This is a genomic window from Streptomyces sp. NPDC012835 (assembly GCF_042900885.1).
Taxonomy (GTDB): Bacteria; Actinomycetota; Actinomycetes; order Streptomycetales; family Streptomycetaceae; genus Streptomyces.
The window spans coordinates 753,503-769,322 of the sequence record NZ_JBIBBW010000002.1 but is presented as its reverse complement, the minus strand read 5'-3'; the positions used below and the strand labels follow the sequence as shown (position 1 = coordinate 769,322).

Below are 15,820 nucleotides of genomic sequence, written 5' to 3'. Positions count from 1 at the left end.
TCAGTGAAGGGCCCTTTACGTGGATCGCCACGGCTTCTTGCGCCATATGCACCGTGTGTACAAACCCCGTACCTATCTGGAAATCGGGGTAAACGACGGGCGCAGTCTGGCGCTGTCCCGGGTTCCCTCGGTGGCTGTCGACCCGGCTTTCCGGGTGGTCACGGACATCAGCTGCGATGTCCATCTGGTCAGGGCCACCAGCGACGACTTCTTCGCCCGCAAGGACCCGCTGATCCATCTGCGCAACGGCCGCAACCCGTTCCGCGCGCTGGCCCGCCGCGACCCGGTCAATCTGCTCGGCGGCGACCCGAAGCTGGAGCTGGCCTTCATCGACGGCATGCACCTCTTCGAGTACGCGCTGCGCGACTTCATGAATGTCGAGAGGCACTCCCGCTGGTCCAGCGTGATCCTGCTGGACGACATGCTGCCGCGTGACGTGGACGAGGCCGCCCGCGACCGGCACACCAAGTTCTGGGCCGGTGACGTCTACAAGGTCGCCCAGGTGCTGCGGCGCTACCGCCCCGACCTGCTGGTGGTCGACATCGACACCGCGCCGACCGGGGTGGTGGCCGTCTTCGGCGCCAACTCCGAGTCCACGGTGCTGAAGAACGCGTACGACAAGATCATCGAGGAGTACGTCGTCCCCGACCCCCAGGACGTGCCGCAGGAGGTGCTCGTCCGCAAGAACGCCGTGCGGCCCGAGGCGCTGCTCGGGGCCGGCTTCTGGCCCGGTCTGGTCCGGGCCCGCAACCTGCGCCGCTCGCGCTCGGCCTTCGTGCCGCTGCGCCGGCAGATCGAGGCGATCACGGGCTGACGCCGGACCGGTGGACAGGACGGTGGCGGGGGGGGGGGGGGGGGGGGGGGGGGCCCGGGCCCCCCCCCCCCGCCGCCCCCGGCCCCCCCCCCCCCCCCCCCCCCCCCCCGCGCGCCGCGCCCGCGCGGCGTCGGGCCCGGCGCCCTTGAACGGGGGCCCCCGCGGGGGGCCCCCCCCCGGGGGGGGCCGGGGGGGGGGGGGGCCGGGGCGGGGGGGGGGGGCGGCGGGCCCCCGCCACCGTGGCCGGCCGGTTCAGCCGCGCGCGGCCAACTCCGCCTGGTACGCCCGGCAGTTCTCGTACGACGGCAGCAGGCCCTGGGCCTCGGCCTCGGCGAGCGTCGGGGCGGCCGCGTCCTTGTCGGACAGCAGCGGGCGGACGGACTCGGGCCACTCGATGCCGAGCGCCGGGTCCAGCGGATTGACGCCGTGCTCGCGCTGCGGGGCGTACCCCTCGGAGCAGAGATAGACCACGGTCGCGTCATCGGTCAGCGCCATGAAGGCGTGTCCGAGACCCTCGGACAGATAGACCGCGCGGTGGTCCACGTCGTCCAGCGTGACGGCCTCCCAGCGCCGGTACGTCGGGGAGCCGACCCGGATGTCCACGACCACGTCGAGCACCGTACCGCGCACGCACTTCACGTACTTGGCCTGGCTGGGCGGCACATCGGCGAAATGGATGCCGCGCAGTGTGCCGCGGCTGGAGACGGAGCAGTTCGCCTGGGCGAGGTTCAGCGGATGGCCCACCAGCTTGGCGAACTCCTCCGCGCCGAACCACTCGTGGAAACTGCCGCGGCGGTCCGCGAAGATCTTCGGCTCATGCACCCAGGAGCCTTCGATCGAAAGCGGTTGCATCTGATCACATCCTTGTTCTGTCACGGGGAGTCGCTGTCGGCGGCCGGCAGTCGTCAGAGACGCGCCGCGAGCCGCCGGATCTTCTTGCGCGCCGCCGGGGGCAGCCGGCGCACGACCGGGCCGCCGAGGGAGCGCAGCACCTTGCGCACGGACGCCCTGCGGCGCTGCACCGTCACCACCCGGACGAGCAGCGGATCGACCTGGGGCAGGTCGCCGCGGTCCAGCCGGACACGGCCGTCCTCGGTGACGGGGACCTCGCACAGGTCCAGCGCCGGGTCCTGCTCGCCGTCCAGCCGGACGGCGAGCCGCGCGGGGCCCGCGGGCAGCCCGGGGACGCGCGGGGGCACATCGAGGTGGGCCCGGCCGTGGTCGGGGCGCAGCGTGGCGGGGGCGGTCCTGACGGTGCCGTCAGCCCCGGTCAGCACCAGCTCGACCGCGCGGGAACCCGAGGCGGTGCCGGTGAACACGTCGAGACGCAGCTCGGAGCGGCTGCCCGGCATCCGGAAGACGGGGCGGTCCGCCAGATAGGCGGCCATCTTCTTGGCGCGGCCCGCGACATCGAGGGTGAGGTTGCCGTACGGGTCGGTGAAGTACGGGATGACCGGCCGGCCGGGCGTACCGAGCACGGCGGGCAGGCACTTGGCGTCCACCTGCGGCGCCCGGTCCGCGCCGAGCCTGGCCTTGCGTACGAGCCCGAGGCCGCGCAGCGGCACCCAGACGTCCCAGAAGCCGCGCGAGACCCGGCCCCTGCCCTTGACGGCCTCGCTGGTGACATGGCCGGTGCCGTACAGGACGACCTCGTACACGTCCTCCGCCGCCTTCGCGGGACTCTCCGTCTTCGCGGGGCTCCGCTCCTTCGTGGCGCTGTCCGCCTCCGCCGCGCTCGCGGTGGCGTCCGCCGGCTTCGGTTCCGTGACCTTCTCGATCTTGACGGTGAACTGCGCGGGGCACGGCCACTCGACGGCCGTCTCCCGGTTGCGCAGCGAGATCTCGCCCTTGAACTCGTCCATGTCGTCGGTCACGTCGAGGAGTTCGCCGTCCGGGAGGAGGCCCTCGGTGATCTCCGGGTGCAGGAAGTAGCGGCCGTCGCGGCGGACGAAGCGCAGCGGACGCTGCTCCTCGCCGTGCACCAGCCGACCCGTGACGGTGAGCGCGATCCTGCCGTCCTGCTCCCAGACGAAGTCCTCCAGACGGGCCGCGCCCGTCACCGACTTGGCGAAGGCGGCGGCCTTGAGCAGCCCTTCGCGGTCGTCGGCGCGCAGCAGGGTGGAGCGCAGCCGGGTCAGGGCGCCGAGCCCGTCGTGCACACCGTCGTGCATGAAGTCCCGCGCCAGCGGCCGCACGGCGTCGCACATCTCGTCCAGGTACTCCGGCGTGTAGCCGAGAACCGACGGCTCGCTCAGCCGTGCGAGCATTTCGACCCGGTAGAAGCGCCGCAGCAACCGGTCGCGGAATTCACCCGGTTCAGTGTTGTTCTCGACGACCTTGAGGACCTCGCGGAGGTTGCCGTAGTACCCGGAGGGCACGATCCGCGCCGATCCGGCGTTCTGGCCGTCGTCCCGCTTCGAGTAGTAGTAGCAGGTGTAGTTCCCCAGAATGGAGACGACCTTGGCGGGGAAATACGCCTGCATCATGTACAGCTGGTCCTCCAGCCGCCGCTTGCCCTCCGGGTAGGCGATGCCGTTCTCGCGGAGAAACTCCGTACGGAACATCTTGTGCGGGGTGAGGCTGTCGTACAGCGGTGCGTTCGTCAGATCGCACTTTTCTCGGGTCGTCCTGAAAACGCCGTGCGGAACACCGCGGAAATTGGACGCCACCTTGCCGATGACGATGTCCGAGCCGTTGCGGTGGCCCATCTCGTACAGCCGGCGCAGCGCGTCGGACGCCAGGTGGTCGTCCTGGTCGAGGAACTGGACGTACTCGCCCGCCGCCTCCGCGACCCCGATGTTCCTGGGTTTGCCCGGCCAGCCCGAGTTGGGGATGTGGATCGCCCGGAAGTGCGGATGTTCCTCGGCGAGTTTGTCGAGCCGGGCCGGTGTGTCGTCCGTCGAGCCGTCATCGACGAAAAGCACTTCGAAATCCTCGGCCGGCAGGGTCTGGGCCAGCAGTGAATTCACGCAGGGATCGATGTACTTCCCCGGGTTGTACACCGGAATGACGACACTCACTTTTACTGGCATGTACGGATGGCCCATCTCGTGTTGTGGTTCTCGGGGGGGTTCGAGGCTGAAAGAGCCGCCATGATCGGCGACGTACGAGGGCGCCGTCCCGGTCAGCGTAGCGCCGGGGGGACAGGCGATGTATCCCGACTGTTGTTACACCTGTCAGACCGCTGTCGCGGCGGCCCGGTTGTCCTGTTGACGCGAGTTTGACCCTCGGGACGCACCTCACTCGTGTCCCATCCAGTGAAATGGACCACCTCCGTCCGGTCCGGTCCGCGTACGCTGGAGCGGGCCCGCCCGGCAGCGGTACGGGCGTACGAGAGCGCGAGAACAAGAGGCTGAGCACGGTGGCAGCGACACGGCAGGACGCGGTGGCACAGGCTCGCAGGATCGTCGTCAAGGTCGGCTCCTCCTCGCTCACCACCGCCTCCGGAGGACTCGACGCGGACCGGGTCGACGCGCTGGTCGACGTGCTCGCCGCCGTCAGGGGCCGGGCGCACGCGGCGGGCGGGGGCGAGCGGGAGATCGTGCTCGTGTCGTCCGGTGCCATCGCCGCCGGACTCGCCCCGCTGGGACTGCCCCGCCGCCCCCGCGACCTGGCCCGCCAGCAGGCCGCGGCCAGTGTGGGGCAGGGGCTGCTGGTCGCCCGGTACACCGCCTCGTTCGCCCGGTACGGCGTACGCGTCGGGCAGGTGCTCCTCACCACGGACGACACCAGTCGCCGGGCCTCGTACCGCAACGCCTACCGGACGCTCGACCAACTCCTCGGCATGGGCGCCCTGCCGGTCGTCAACGAGAACGACACCGTCGCCACCGCCGAGATCCGCTTCGGCGACAACGACCGGCTGGCCGCCCTCGTCGCCCATCTCGTCCGCGCCGACCTCCTCGTGCTGCTCTCCGACGTCGACGGGCTCTACGACGGCGACCCGAGCCGGCCCGGCGCCTCCCGGATCGCCGAGGTGCGCGGCCCCGAGGACCTGGCCGGTGTCTCCATCGGCAGTACCGGCAAGGCGGGAGTGGGCACCGGCGGGATGGTCACCAAGGTCGAGGCCGCCAGGATCGCCGCCGAGGCGGGCATCCCGGTGGTGCTGACCTCCGCCAGCCGGGCCGCCGACGGCCTCGCGGGCCGTGACACCGGCACGTACTTCCACCCCACGGGACGCCGCTCGGCGGGCCGGCTGCTGTGGCTGGAGCACGCCTCCACCCCGCTGGGCGCCCTCACCCTGGACGACGGCGCGGTCCGGGCCGTCGTGCAGCGGCGCACCTCGCTGCTGCCGGCCGGGATCGCCGCCGTGGAGGGCGAGTTCAGCGCGGGTGACCCGGTCGAGCTGCGGGATCCGGCGGGCCGGCCGGTCGCGCGGGGGCTGGTCAACTTCGACGCCAAGGAGATCCCCCAGCTGCTCGGCCGTTCGACCAGAGAGCTGGCACGTGAACTCGGCCCCGCCTACGAGCGCGAGGTCGTACACAGAGACGATCTGGTCGTCCTGCATCCCTGACCCGGCCCTGAAACGGCTGAAAGTCCGGCCTTCGGGCAGGCACCTTTACCAAAACGGCCCCACGTTCCGCCCGGGACTGGTCAACTTTGTCCCAGGGGTACAGGCGGGGTACAGCACGACGACGCAACAACAGGAGGCCGCTGGTGAGACGAGCGCGCCCCGGGGCGGTGCCCCGAGGGACCGGTGGCAGCGCCGACGCCCGGCGGGCGACGGGTGAGAAACGAGCCCTGACCAGCGTCGAAGCGGGGGACGCCTTCGACGGCGGCGCCGGAGCCGCCGACGCCGACGACGGACGGCGACGGGAGGCTGCACCGACGGCGGACGTGTCCGGGGAGGGACGCCCGGTGTCGAAGCTGTGGCACATCACGCTGAGCGTTTCGGGCCGGGAAGCGCCGCTGACGGAGGTCAGGCGTGGTCTCGAACAGCTCGCCCACGACCATCCCTTCCTGCTGACGAGCAGATACGCCAACGACCACGCGGAGATCCGCTACTGGGAGGAGGCCCGGGACCTGCACGACGCCGCCGCGGTGGCGCTGCGGCTCTGGGGCGAGCACCGCTCCACCGCGAAGCTGCCGCCGTGGGAGATCGTGGGCCTGGAGGTCATCGACCGCGAGACGTACCACCTGCGCATCGCGGAGGGATACGGTCCGCCCCCGGCGGCGCCGGTCGGAGTCCATCCGTTCTGACGGACGGCGGTGCCGGCGTCGTACGGACGGCCGAGGCGGTGGCCCCCGGGTCACCGCCGTGTCTCGGAGTGCGGAATACGTGCCGAATGCCCGCAGGGCGCGCATTACCCTGCGGGACATGACCTCGCTCTCGCCGTACGACAACCTCACCCCGGTCGCCAGGGCCGCCTACCGGTCCCGCGCCGCGGCCGCCGACATCGCGCCGCTGCCGCGCGCGGCCAAGGACGACGCGCTGCTGGCCATCGCCGACGCGCTGGAGGTCCGTACCCACGAGATCGTCACGGCCAACGCCGAGGACGTCGCGCGGGCCCGTGAGGCGGGCACCGCCGAGTCGGTCATCGACCGGCTGACGCTGACCCCGGAGCGGATCAGGGCCATGGCAGGGGACGTACGGGACGTGGCCGCCCTGCCCGACCCGGTCGGCGAGGTCGTACGCGGTTCGACCCTGCCGAACGGCATCGACCTGCGCCAGGTGCGGGTCCCGCTCGGCGTGGTCGGGATCATCTACGAGGCCCGCCCCAACGTCACCGTGGACGCCGCGGCCCTCTGCCTGAAGTCCGGCAACGCCGTGCTGCTGCGCGGCTCCTCGTCCGCCATCGCCTCCAACACCGCGCTCGTCCGGGTGGTGCGCGACGCGGTCGGCGGCGCGGGACTGCCCGCCGACGCCGTCCAACTGGTCCCCGGCGAGGGCCGGGACGCCGTGCGGGAACTGATGCGGGCGCGCGGACTGGTCGACGTACTGATCCCGCGCGGCGGCGCCTCCCTGATCCGTACGGTCGTCGAGGGCTCCACCGTCCCCGTCATCGAGACCGGCACCGGCAACTGCCACGTGTACGTGGACGCCGACACCGATCTCGACATGGCCGTCGACATCCTGATCAACTCCAAGGCCCAGCGCCCCAGCGTCTGCAACGCCGCCGAGACGCTCCTCGTCCACCAGGACAGCGCCGCCGCCTTCCTGCCGCGCGCGCTGGACGCCCTGGCGGAGGCCGGGGTGACGGTGCACGGGGACGAGCGGGTGCTCGCGTACGCGGCGGGCACGAAGGCGACGGTCGTACCGGCGACGGAGGACGACTGGGAGAGCGAGTACCTGTCGTACGACATCGCCGCCGCGGTCGTCGACTCCCTGGACGCGGCCGTCCGGCACATCCGGCTCTGGTCGTCCGGCCACACCGAGGCGATCGTCACCACGTCGCAGGCCGCCGCCCGCAGGTTCACCCAGTTGGTCGATTCCACGACGGTCGCCGTGAACGCGTCCACGCGGTTCACGGACGGCGGGCAGTTCGGCTTCGGCGCCGAGATCGGCATCTCCACCCAGAAACTGCACGCGAGGGGGCCGATGGGGCTGCCCGAGCTGACCTCCACGAAGTACATCGTCACCGGCGACGGGCACATCCGGTAGCGCTTCACCGCGCGGTGGAACACCGGACGGGTGTGAGGAACGCCAAGCCGGGAGAGTTCCGACTCCGCCTGCCCAAAACGCCCCTCCCGGTCTACTCTGAAGATGTGCCGGACGACGTGGGGGGCAGGCCGTTTCCTGACGGCCGCGAGCCCGACGACGACCGCGGAGGCGCGGACAAGGACTTCGCCTCCGTGGTATTCGACGAGGACTTCGTCAGATCCGCGACCATCCACGAACCCTCCGCCGTCGAGCGGCTGCTCGCCGCCGCCCAGGCACGCGCCGAGGCCGAGGCCGCCCGCGCCAGATCCGGCGGCGGCTCCCACGACGACGACCAGTACGACGATCAGTTCGAGCTGTACGGCCGCGACGGCGCGTACGGCCCCGAGCACGGTTACGGGAGCGGCTACGACCCCGACGACCCCGACGGGGGCGCCGGCCCCTACGGGCGCCACGGCGGCACCCTGCGGCCCTACCGGGGCAGTGCCCGCTGGCACCGCCCGGTCGCCTGGCTGCTCGCCCTGGTGATGGGCATCGGCATGGTCGCGCTGGCCTTCACCGCCGTCTACCGGGGCGGCGCGAGCAGCCGCGACGGCCAGGTGCCCCAGCCCGCCACCACGGGGGTCGACAAGCCGGGCCGGAGCACGCCGTCCGCCGAGGCACCCCGCTCGGCGCCCGCCGCTTCGGCCGCGCCGGGTGGGACCGGGCTGCCTCACGACCTGAACGGGTGAGTGCGGGCCAACCGGAAGTTGCCGACTTCTCCGGCGTTTACGTTCGACCCCTCCGACCTACCCTCAAGGTATGGCAGGGCACGGAGACCCACCCGAGGGGGAACCCGACGGACCCCCTGGCGGTGAGGACGACGAGTACCGATCCGTCGTCTTCGACGAGTCGTTCATCCGCGCTGCCCACCTCCAGGAGTTCTCCGCGCGCGAGCGGATGACCGACCGCGCCCACGCCGTGCGCAGACTCCCGCCGCACCTGCCGACCGGGTCACCGGGCAGGGGCTGGGGGAGCCGGGGCAGAAGACGCTTCGGAAGCGGCCCGAGACAGCTTCTGCTGCTCCTGCTGGTTCTGGTGATCTCCTTCGGCACGGCCGTCTATCTGGGCCTGCGCAACCCCTACCGGCCGCCGCCGGTCCGCGCGGCCGAGCAGGCGCGGATCTCGGTGATCCCGCTGGCCCCCGAGGGGCCGGTGCCGGGCGGCGCCCCCGGTGAGCTGCTCGCGCGCAGCCCCGCCGCGCGGTTCCGGGTGGGGGCCGAAGGGATCACCGTGCCCGCCGCCCGCCCCACCGGGGACTTCGCGGAGGGCCAGGTGGTGGCCGCGCTGGCCGTCGTCAAGGACTACCTCGTCGCCTCGTCCCTCGACCCGGACGTCCTGATGGGCCGTACGGTACGGCCCGTCCGCGTGCTGCTCGACCCCGAGCAGCAGGGGCAGTTCGACCGCAGCTTCACCGATCCGGCCGACGACGGGCAGCACGCCCCGATCGGCTGGCTGGTGCGCTTCGACCCGGCGAAGGTGGCGTTCGCCGACAGTCGGGTGCGGGTGCGCGGCTCACTGCGGTACGAGGAGAAGGCGCCCGGGACGCTGGAGGTGGTCTCGGACCACGTCTTCGTCTACACCCTGCGGCCGAGCGGGTCCACCGCCCCGCCCGCGACGGACGCCTCGCTGTTCACCGTACGGCGCGAGCTGCGCTTTCGGCTCACCGTCGACGATCTGCCCCGGCATCAGGCTGCGCTGCTGAGCAGTTCGGCCCAGGTGGGCCCGCAGTCCTGCTCGGCCGATGTGCCCAGGGCGCTGCGTCCGCTGCTGGCGGGCGAACGGGCGAAGCCGCACAACCCGGCCGCCACCGACCCGTACGCGACGGGCCCCGTGCCGTCCGCCCTCTGCGGCGCGCTGTCCCCGCCGGCGGAGCCGGGCGGGGCGGAGAGCGGTCCGGCCCGCTGACTCCCGTGGACCGGGGTCGGGCCGGACCACCACCGGGGTCCGGCCCGACCGCTGCCCGCCCGCGAGCCGGAGGTCAGGGCCGGCCCGGCCCCTCGTCCGTACCGCCGCTGCCGCCGGACCCACTGCCGCCGGACCCGCTGCCGTTGTCGCGGTCGCCGTCGCCCGAGGCGCGGTTGCCGCCCGTCCCGCCGCCTCCCGTGAACTTGTCGCGCAGCTTGCCGCCCAGATCGCCGGCCCCGCCCGCGATGTCGCCGACCAGCTTCATCAGCGGGTCCTTGCTGCCGCGGACCGTGTCCGCGTAGTGCGAGGCGGAGTCGCGGAAGGAGTCCGTGACCGAGGTGTCCCTGTCCTCCGCACGGCGCGGGTAGTGGCCGTCCATGATCCGCTGGAAGTCGCGGCTCTCGGACCACTTCTTCAGCTCGGCGGCCCGCACGGTGGTGAACGGGTGCGTGCGCGGCAGCACATTGAGGATCTTCAGCACCGAATCGCGCAGATCGCCGCCGGACTCGTACTCCTCGGCCTGCGCCAGGAACGCGTCCACGTTCATCTCGTGCAGATGGTTACCACCGGCGATCTTCATCAGACCGCGCATCGAAGCCCGTATGTCCTGCCCGACCAGCAGCCCGGCCCGGTCCGCCGACAGCTCCGATTTGCGGAACCACTCGCGCAGCGCCGTCACGATCGCCATGATCGCGACATTGCCCAGCGGGATCCAGGCGACCTTGAGCGCGAGACCGGTGAGGAAGAGCAGTATCGTCCGGTAGACGGAGTGACCCGACAGCGCGTGGCCCACCTCATGGCCCACGACGGCCCGCATCTCCTCCTCGTCGAGCAGCTCCACCAGCCCTGTGGTGAGCACGATGATCGGCTCGTCCAGACCGATGCACATCGCGTTGGGCTTCGGGTCCTGCGCCACGTACATGACGGGGACCTTTTCCAGGTCCAGGATGTAGCAGGCGTCCAGCAGCATGGCGTGCAGATGCGTGAACTGGGCGTCGCTCACCCGCACCGAGTCGGAGAGGAAGAGCAGCCGCAGGCTCCGCTCGGGCAGCAGTCCGCTCAGCGCCTTGAAGACCGTGTCGAACCCGCTCAGCTTGCGCAGGGCGACCAGTGCCGAGCGGTCCGCGGGGTGTTCGTACGCCCGGGAGGAAATACCGGGGAAGCGCTTGCGCTGCCTGCTCGGCACCTTCTCGTGGCCGGCGGCCCCGCCGTCGGCCGCGTCGTGACGGTCGTCTGTCATGGATATCCCCTGTTCGTACGAGTCCGAGCTCGTCCCCCTGACGGCCTCCACCCTAGAGGCTGGCGCTACCGTGTGGCGGGGGCCCGTGGCTGAGCCCCGGGGGGAAAACGCCCCCGGCCCCAGCCGGAAAAGACCGAGGAGCACAACCGACATGCCGGAGACCGTCACACTGCTCGCCGCCGCGTCCGATCAGCAGGGACCGGGCCGTACGGTGCCGATCGTGCTGGTCGTCTGCCTGGTCGGAGCCGCCTTCCTCGCCTGGTTCCTGCTGCGCGGATACCGCGACAACGATCACAACGACTGAGTCGGCGTGAGCGTGCCCGGCGGCCCCGCATACGATGTGCCCGAAGTCTCCGCTCCGACTTCCCCACGATCCCCGAGGAAAAGGGCCCGCAGAAGATGAGCCTCACCGGCACCGCCGCCAACCTGGTCATGCTCGCCGAGGGCGGCGAGGGCGGCCAGCACGAAAGCCTCAACCCGGCCCTGATCGGTGGCAGCGCCCTGTTCGTGCTGCTCCTGCTGCTGTGGATCACCACCCGCTTCAACCGCGACCGCTGACGCGGCGTCGCGATCCGGTGCCAGTAGGCTGTGGCCGCATGGGAGAGCAGCAGGCGTCCACCGGCCCCGTCCCCGTTCCCGACACCGGATCAGGCCGCGGTAAGCGTCGACTCGGCGTCATGGGCGGGACGTTCGACCCGATCCACCACGGGCACCTCGTGGCGGCCAGCGAGGTCGCCGCGCTGTTCCACCTCGACGAGGTGGTGTTCGTGCCGACCGGGCAGCCGTGGCAGAAGAGTCAGCGAGCGGTCTCCCCGCCCGAGGACCGCTACCTGATGACGGTCATCGCCACGGCGTCGAACCCGCAGTTCTCGGTCAGCCGGATCGACATCGACCGGGGCGGCGCCACGTACACCATCGACACGCTGCGGGACCTGCGGAACCTCAACGACGACGCGGACCTCTTCTTCATCACCGGCGCCGACGCGCTCTCCCAGATCCTGAGCTGGCGCGATCACGAGGAGCTGTTCTCGCTCGCCCACTTCATCGGAGTCACCCGGCCGGGCCACGATCTGACGGACGACGGACTGCCGAAGGGCGGGGTCTCGCTGGTGGAGGTGCCGGCGCTGGCGATCTCGTCGACCGACTGCCGGGACCGGGTGGCCAAGGGCGATCCGGTCTGGTACCTGGTGCCGGACGGTGTCGTGCGCTATATCGACAAGCGGCAGTTGTACCGCGGCGAATGAGCCACGGAGAGGGGCACCGTGAACGACCGACAGCAGCCGTACGATCCGTACGACCCGTATTACGCGCAGCCCTCCGTCGTCGGTTACGACGAATACGGGCAGCCGGTGTATCAGCAGCCCCAGCAGAACCAGCCTCAGCAGAACCAGCCTCAGCAGAACCAGGCCCAGCAGCAGTACGACGCCTATGGGCAGCCGCAGCAGCAGGGGTACGGCTATGACCCCTACGCCCAGCCGGATCAGCCGCACCCGCAGCAGCCGTACGACCCGTACGCGCAGCAGCAACAGCAGCAACAGGGGTACGGATACGACGGGTACGGCTACGACACGGGCAGCCAGCAACCGGTCGGCGTCGACACCGACCGGCAACAGCAGCAGTGGAACATCCCGCAGCAGCAGGCCCCCCAGCAGGCCGTCTCCGAGGCGCGGCACGGCGCCGCCCCCGCGCCCGAACCCTTCGCCCCCGAACCGCCCCCGGCATCCGCGGCGCCGGTCCCGCCCGCCTCGTCCGTCCCGCCCGAGCGGGGCGGCGCGCCCGAGGCCGCCGTGCCGGGGCAGCGGCGGCCCGACACCGACGAACGCGACTACAAGACGGAGCAGTTCTCCTTCATAGAGGAGCCGAGCGAGGACTCCGAGGACGTCATCGACTGGCTCAAGTTCACCGAGAGCCGCTCCGAGCGCCGCGAGGAGGCCAAGCGCCGGGGCCGCAGCCGCGTCGTGGCCCTGGTCGTCGCGCTCGTCCTGGTGGTCGGCGCCGGCGTGGGCTACCTCTGGTGGGCCGGCGCGCTGCCCGGTCTCTCCTCGTCCGAGGAGAAGGCGAGCGCCGTCTCGGGGCCCCAGAAGCGCGACGTCATCGTCGTGCACCTGCGCAGCACGAAGCAGAAGGACACCTCCACGGCGCTGCTGGTCAACAACTCCACGACCGGTAAGGGCACCACCGTCCTGCTGCCCAACTCCCTCGCGGTGGCCGACGACGAGGGAGTCTCCACGACGCTCGGCAAGTCCGTGGACGAGGACGGCTCCGACGCCACCCGCGATTCCGTCGGCACGCTGCTCGGCACCAAGATCTCCGGCACCTGGCGGCTGGACACCCCGTACCTGGACACGCTCGTCGAACTCGTCGGCGGCATCGAGGTGGACACGGACACCGAGGTGCCCGGCGCGAAGAAGGGCGACGACGCGCTGGTGAAGAAGGGCGACAAGCAGACCCTCAGCGGCAAGATGGCCGTCGCCTACGCCACCTACCGGGCGCCCGACGAGGCCGAGGGCAAGCAGCTCCAGCGGTTCGGGCAGGTTCTCCAGGGCGCGCTGCGCAAGGTCTCCGACGATCCGAAGTCGGCGACCATCACGGTGGAGACCCTGGGACAGATCCTCGACCCCTCGCTGCCGGAGAAGGACCTCGGCGCCGCGCTCGCCAAGCTCGCCGAACACGCCAAGGTGGGCGACTACGGGACGACGCTCCTGCCCGTCCAGGAGAACGGCACGCTCAGCGAGGAGACCGCCGACAGCGTGGTGAAGGACATTCTCGGCGGTTCCGTCAGCGCCCCCGAGCAGGGCGCGGCGGTCCGGGTCGGCGTGAAGAACGCGAGCGGTGACCAGGACGCGGCGGAGTCGGCCCGTATCTCGCTGGTCAACGGCGGCTACGGCTTCGTGGACGCCGGGACGGCCGAGGCGGTGACATCGTCACGCGTCACCTACGGGGACGACGCGAAGAAGGCGCAGGCGGAAGAGGTCGCCAAGACCCTCGGTCTGCCGGCGAGCGCGGTGCAGAAGGCCAAGGCGGCGGCGAACGCCGATGTCTCCGTCGTCCTCGGCCAGGATTACAAGATCAATTAACTGGGAGCGGCGCCGGCGCCCGCCGGATCGGGCGCCGAGGGGCGGGGGTGATCCCCGCCCCTCGGCGGGGAGCGCGGGCTGTCGGTGGTCCGTGAGATCCTGGGTCTCTCCACGACCGTCTACGAAAGCCTGCCAGTGACCGCTACTGATCGTTCCCTTCAGCTCGTCAACGCCGCGGCCCAGGCCGCGGCGGACCGGCTCGCCCACGACATCATCGCGTACGACGTCAGCGACGTGCTGTCCATCACGGACGCCTTCCTGCTCGCCTCCGCGCCCAACGACCGCCAGGTCAAGTCGATCGTCGACGAGATCGAGGAGCGGCTCCAGAAGGAACTGGGCGCCAAGCCGGTGCGCCGCGAGGGCGACCGCGACGCGCGCTGGATCCTCCTGGACTACGTGGACATCGTCATCCACGTGCAGCACAGCGAGGAGCGCGTCTTCTACGCCCTGGAGCGGCTCTGGAAGGACTGCCCCGAGCTGTCGCTGCCCGAGGACGCCGTCAAGACCCGTGGCAAGGCCAGGGAGCACGCCGACGCCACCGGAGACCACACCGGGATCGCCGGTGACGCGGAAGGTGAGTTGAGCTGAACGGCGCGCAGGGCGGCCGGGGCCGCCGCATCGTCCTGTGGCGCCACGGCCAGACGGCCTGGAACCTGGAGCGCCGCTTCCAGGGCTCCACGGACATCGAGCTGACCCCCGAGGGCCTCGCCCAGGCCCGGCGGTCGGCGCGTCTGCTGGCCTCGCTGAAGCCGGACACGATCGTCGCGTCCGACCTCCGGCGTGCCGTCGCCACCGCCGGTGAGCTGGCCTCGGTCACGGGGCTCGGCGTCACGTACGAGGCCGGGCTCCGCGAGACCTTCGCGGGGGCCTGGCAGGGGCTGACCCACGAGGAGATCGTCGGCCGGTACGGCGATCAGTACGCCGCCTGGAAGCGCGGCGAGCCCGTGCGGCGCGGCGGGGGCGAGCTGGAGACCGAGGTCGCGGACCGCGCGGCACCCCTGGTGCTGCACCACGCCGACGCGCTGCCCGACGGCGGCACCCTGGTCGTGGTCAGCCACGGCGGCACGATCCGGACCACCATCGGCCGGCTGCTCGGCCTGGAGTCGTACCACTGGGAAGGGCTCGGCGGGCTCTCCAACTGCTGCTGGTCGGTCCTGGGCGAGGGCGCGCGCGGCTGGCGGCTCCTGGAGCACAACGCCGGCACCCTCCCGGAGCCGGTCCTCGGCGACGACGACTGAGCGGCCCCGGACGGTGGCCGGGGCCGGATTTCGCTTTCCGGCAGGTCGCAGGCTAAAGTTCTTCTTGTTCGCAGCGCGGAGCGCGGGGAACACGCGGGGCTATAGCTCAGTTGGTAGAGCGCCTGCATGGCATGCAGGAGGTCAGGAGTTCAATTCTCCTTAGCTCCACAATCAGTAAGAGACATACCGCATCGAATCCCGTCCCCCGCTGGGGGCGGGATTTTTTGTCGAGTGCGCACCCGGGCCGCCGGTGGGCGGGGTGATCTTGAGGGCCCCGGCCGGTTTCACCCGCCCCGAGCAGGGAATGTCATCCGGACTTACTCGTCCAGCCTTTACAGGCACGGCACTTCAGGCTGTCCGCAGGTCGTTCGCGTGACAGAATCGGACGGCCGGAGGGGGGCGAAGAACCGGACCGGGAGCTGGAGCTGACTGATGGGTGCCCACAGGCGTAAATGCGACTGGTGCGGCAGTGGCACGCCGATCGTCCGTGACATGGACCCGGTCAACGCCGACTACCAGTACTGGTGCGAGGAGTGCGCGCGGGCGCTGATCATAAAAGGCGACCCCATCGAGACGTACCGGGAGCTGGAGGGCGAGCCGATCTACGGCCGGCTGGTCGAGGAGCACTGCACCCTCAAGCGGTTCTACTCGTTCGCCACGGCCTGAGTCCCCGCACCCCGCCCGGAATCGATTTGGTGGTGGGCGGCGGGACCGTTAAAGTTGGCGATGTCGCCGAGGGAAACCCCGGTGGCGCCTCGCGAGGGGCTATAGCTCAGTTGGTAGAGCGCCTGCATGGCATGCAGGAGGTCAGGAGTTCAATTCTCCTTAGCTCCACAGGTTCAGTACGAAGAGAAGCGGGCCATCCGAATCCGGATGGCCCGCTTCTTGCTGTGTCCTGGTCTCGTCGTG

Annotated in this window: 16 protein-coding genes and 2 tRNA genes; 15 read left to right on the top strand and 3 right to left on the bottom strand. The window is 71.2% G+C overall.

What is annotated here, in order from left to right; translation table 11 throughout:
* Window positions 1-46: 46 nt before the first annotated feature.
* A complete protein-coding gene (locus ACFY6S_RS10915; protein WP_388825788.1) occupies window positions 47-814 on the top strand; it encodes a class I SAM-dependent methyltransferase in 768 nt (255 codons plus the stop codon).
* A 252-nt stretch (window positions 815-1,066) separates the two neighbouring features.
* Here the strand turns inward: ACFY6S_RS10915 and rfbC are convergent, their stop codons facing one another.
* Together rfbC and ACFY6S_RS10905 are read right to left on the bottom strand one after the other, a co-directional pair.
* Window positions 1,067-1,666, bottom strand: a complete 600-nt coding sequence (gene rfbC, locus ACFY6S_RS10910) for a dTDP-4-dehydrorhamnose 3,5-epimerase (RefSeq protein WP_388830311.1) — start codon at window positions 1,664-1,666, stop codon at window positions 1,067-1,069.
* Between the two features lie 53 nt (window positions 1,667-1,719).
* Window positions 1,720-3,834 carry a glycosyltransferase family 2 protein gene (locus ACFY6S_RS10905; protein WP_388830314.1) on the bottom strand — a complete coding sequence of 705 codons (2,115 nt, stop codon included), beginning with the start codon at window positions 3,832-3,834 and terminating at the stop codon, window positions 1,720-1,722.
* A gap of 365 nt (window positions 3,835-4,199) precedes the next feature.
* Between ACFY6S_RS10905 and proB the strand changes: the two genes are divergently transcribed.
* From proB to ACFY6S_RS10880, 5 genes are all read left to right on the top strand, one after another.
* Complete coding sequence (proB, locus tag ACFY6S_RS10900; protein ID WP_388830448.1) at window positions 4,200-5,324, top strand: glutamate 5-kinase; 1,125 nt, start codon at window positions 4,200-4,202, stop codon at window positions 5,322-5,324.
* Window positions 5,325-5,467: 143 nt separating this feature from the next.
* Window positions 5,468-6,010, top strand: a complete 543-nt coding sequence (locus tag ACFY6S_RS10895) for a hypothetical protein (protein WP_388830317.1) — start codon at window positions 5,468-5,470, stop codon at window positions 6,008-6,010.
* A gap of 118 nt (window positions 6,011-6,128) precedes the next feature.
* The gene (locus ACFY6S_RS10890; protein WP_388830320.1) at window positions 6,129-7,412 is read left to right on the top strand and encodes a glutamate-5-semialdehyde dehydrogenase; all 1,284 of its coding nucleotides are present in this window, start codon (window positions 6,129-6,131) and stop codon (window positions 7,410-7,412) included.
* A 104-nt stretch (window positions 7,413-7,516) separates the two neighbouring features.
* Complete coding sequence (locus tag ACFY6S_RS10885) at window positions 7,517-8,140, top strand: hypothetical protein (protein ID WP_388830323.1); 624 nt, start codon at window positions 7,517-7,519, stop codon at window positions 8,138-8,140.
* A 70-nt stretch (window positions 8,141-8,210) separates the two neighbouring features.
* Complete coding sequence (locus ACFY6S_RS10880; protein WP_388830326.1) at window positions 8,211-9,356, top strand: hypothetical protein; 1,146 nt, start codon at window positions 8,211-8,213, stop codon at window positions 9,354-9,356.
* Between the two features lie 73 nt (window positions 9,357-9,429).
* On the opposite strand, the gene ACFY6S_RS10875 is transcribed toward ACFY6S_RS10880, so the two are convergent.
* A complete protein-coding gene (locus ACFY6S_RS10875; protein ID WP_388830329.1) occupies window positions 9,430-10,596 on the bottom strand; it encodes a M48 family metallopeptidase in 1,167 nt (388 codons plus the stop codon).
* A gap of 151 nt (window positions 10,597-10,747) precedes the next feature.
* Between ACFY6S_RS10875 and ACFY6S_RS10870 the strand changes: the two genes are divergently transcribed.
* The 9 genes from ACFY6S_RS10870 (at window position 10,748) to ACFY6S_RS10830 (ending at window position 15,745) form a co-directional block, all read left to right on the top strand.
* On the top strand, window positions 10,748-10,900 hold the full coding sequence (locus tag ACFY6S_RS10870) for a hypothetical protein (protein WP_388830332.1): 153 nt from the start codon (window positions 10,748-10,750) through the stop codon (window positions 10,898-10,900).
* A gap of 95 nt (window positions 10,901-10,995) precedes the next feature.
* Window positions 10,996-11,154 carry a hypothetical protein gene (locus tag ACFY6S_RS10865; RefSeq protein ID WP_388830335.1) on the top strand — a complete coding sequence of 53 codons (159 nt, stop codon included), beginning with the start codon at window positions 10,996-10,998 and terminating at the stop codon, window positions 11,152-11,154.
* A gap of 38 nt (window positions 11,155-11,192) precedes the next feature.
* Window positions 11,193-11,840 (top strand): nicotinate-nucleotide adenylyltransferase, encoded by a 648-nt coding sequence (nadD, locus tag ACFY6S_RS10860; protein ID WP_388830338.1) that lies wholly within the window; start codon window positions 11,193-11,195, stop codon window positions 11,838-11,840.
* Between the two features lie 18 nt (window positions 11,841-11,858).
* A complete protein-coding gene (locus ACFY6S_RS10855) occupies window positions 11,859-13,673 on the top strand; it encodes an LCP family protein (protein ID WP_388830341.1) in 1,815 nt (604 codons plus the stop codon).
* Between the two features lie 135 nt (window positions 13,674-13,808).
* A complete protein-coding gene (rsfS, locus tag ACFY6S_RS10850; RefSeq protein ID WP_388830344.1) occupies window positions 13,809-14,261 on the top strand; it encodes a ribosome silencing factor in 453 nt (150 codons plus the stop codon).
* A complete protein-coding gene (locus ACFY6S_RS10845; protein ID WP_388830451.1) occupies window positions 14,258-14,911 on the top strand; it encodes a histidine phosphatase family protein in 654 nt (217 codons plus the stop codon). The genes rsfS and ACFY6S_RS10845 overlap by 4 nt, the downstream gene beginning before the upstream one ends.
* 95 nt (window positions 14,912-15,006) lie before the next feature.
* Window positions 15,007-15,079 (top strand) — tRNA-Ala (locus tag ACFY6S_RS10840).
* A gap of 264 nt (window positions 15,080-15,343) precedes the next feature.
* Window positions 15,344-15,577, top strand: a complete 234-nt coding sequence (locus ACFY6S_RS10835; RefSeq protein ID WP_114621985.1) for a hypothetical protein — start codon at window positions 15,344-15,346, stop codon at window positions 15,575-15,577.
* Window positions 15,578-15,672: 95 nt separating this feature from the next.
* Window positions 15,673-15,745, top strand: a tRNA-Ala gene (locus ACFY6S_RS10830).
* Window positions 15,746-15,820 lie beyond the last annotated feature (75 nt).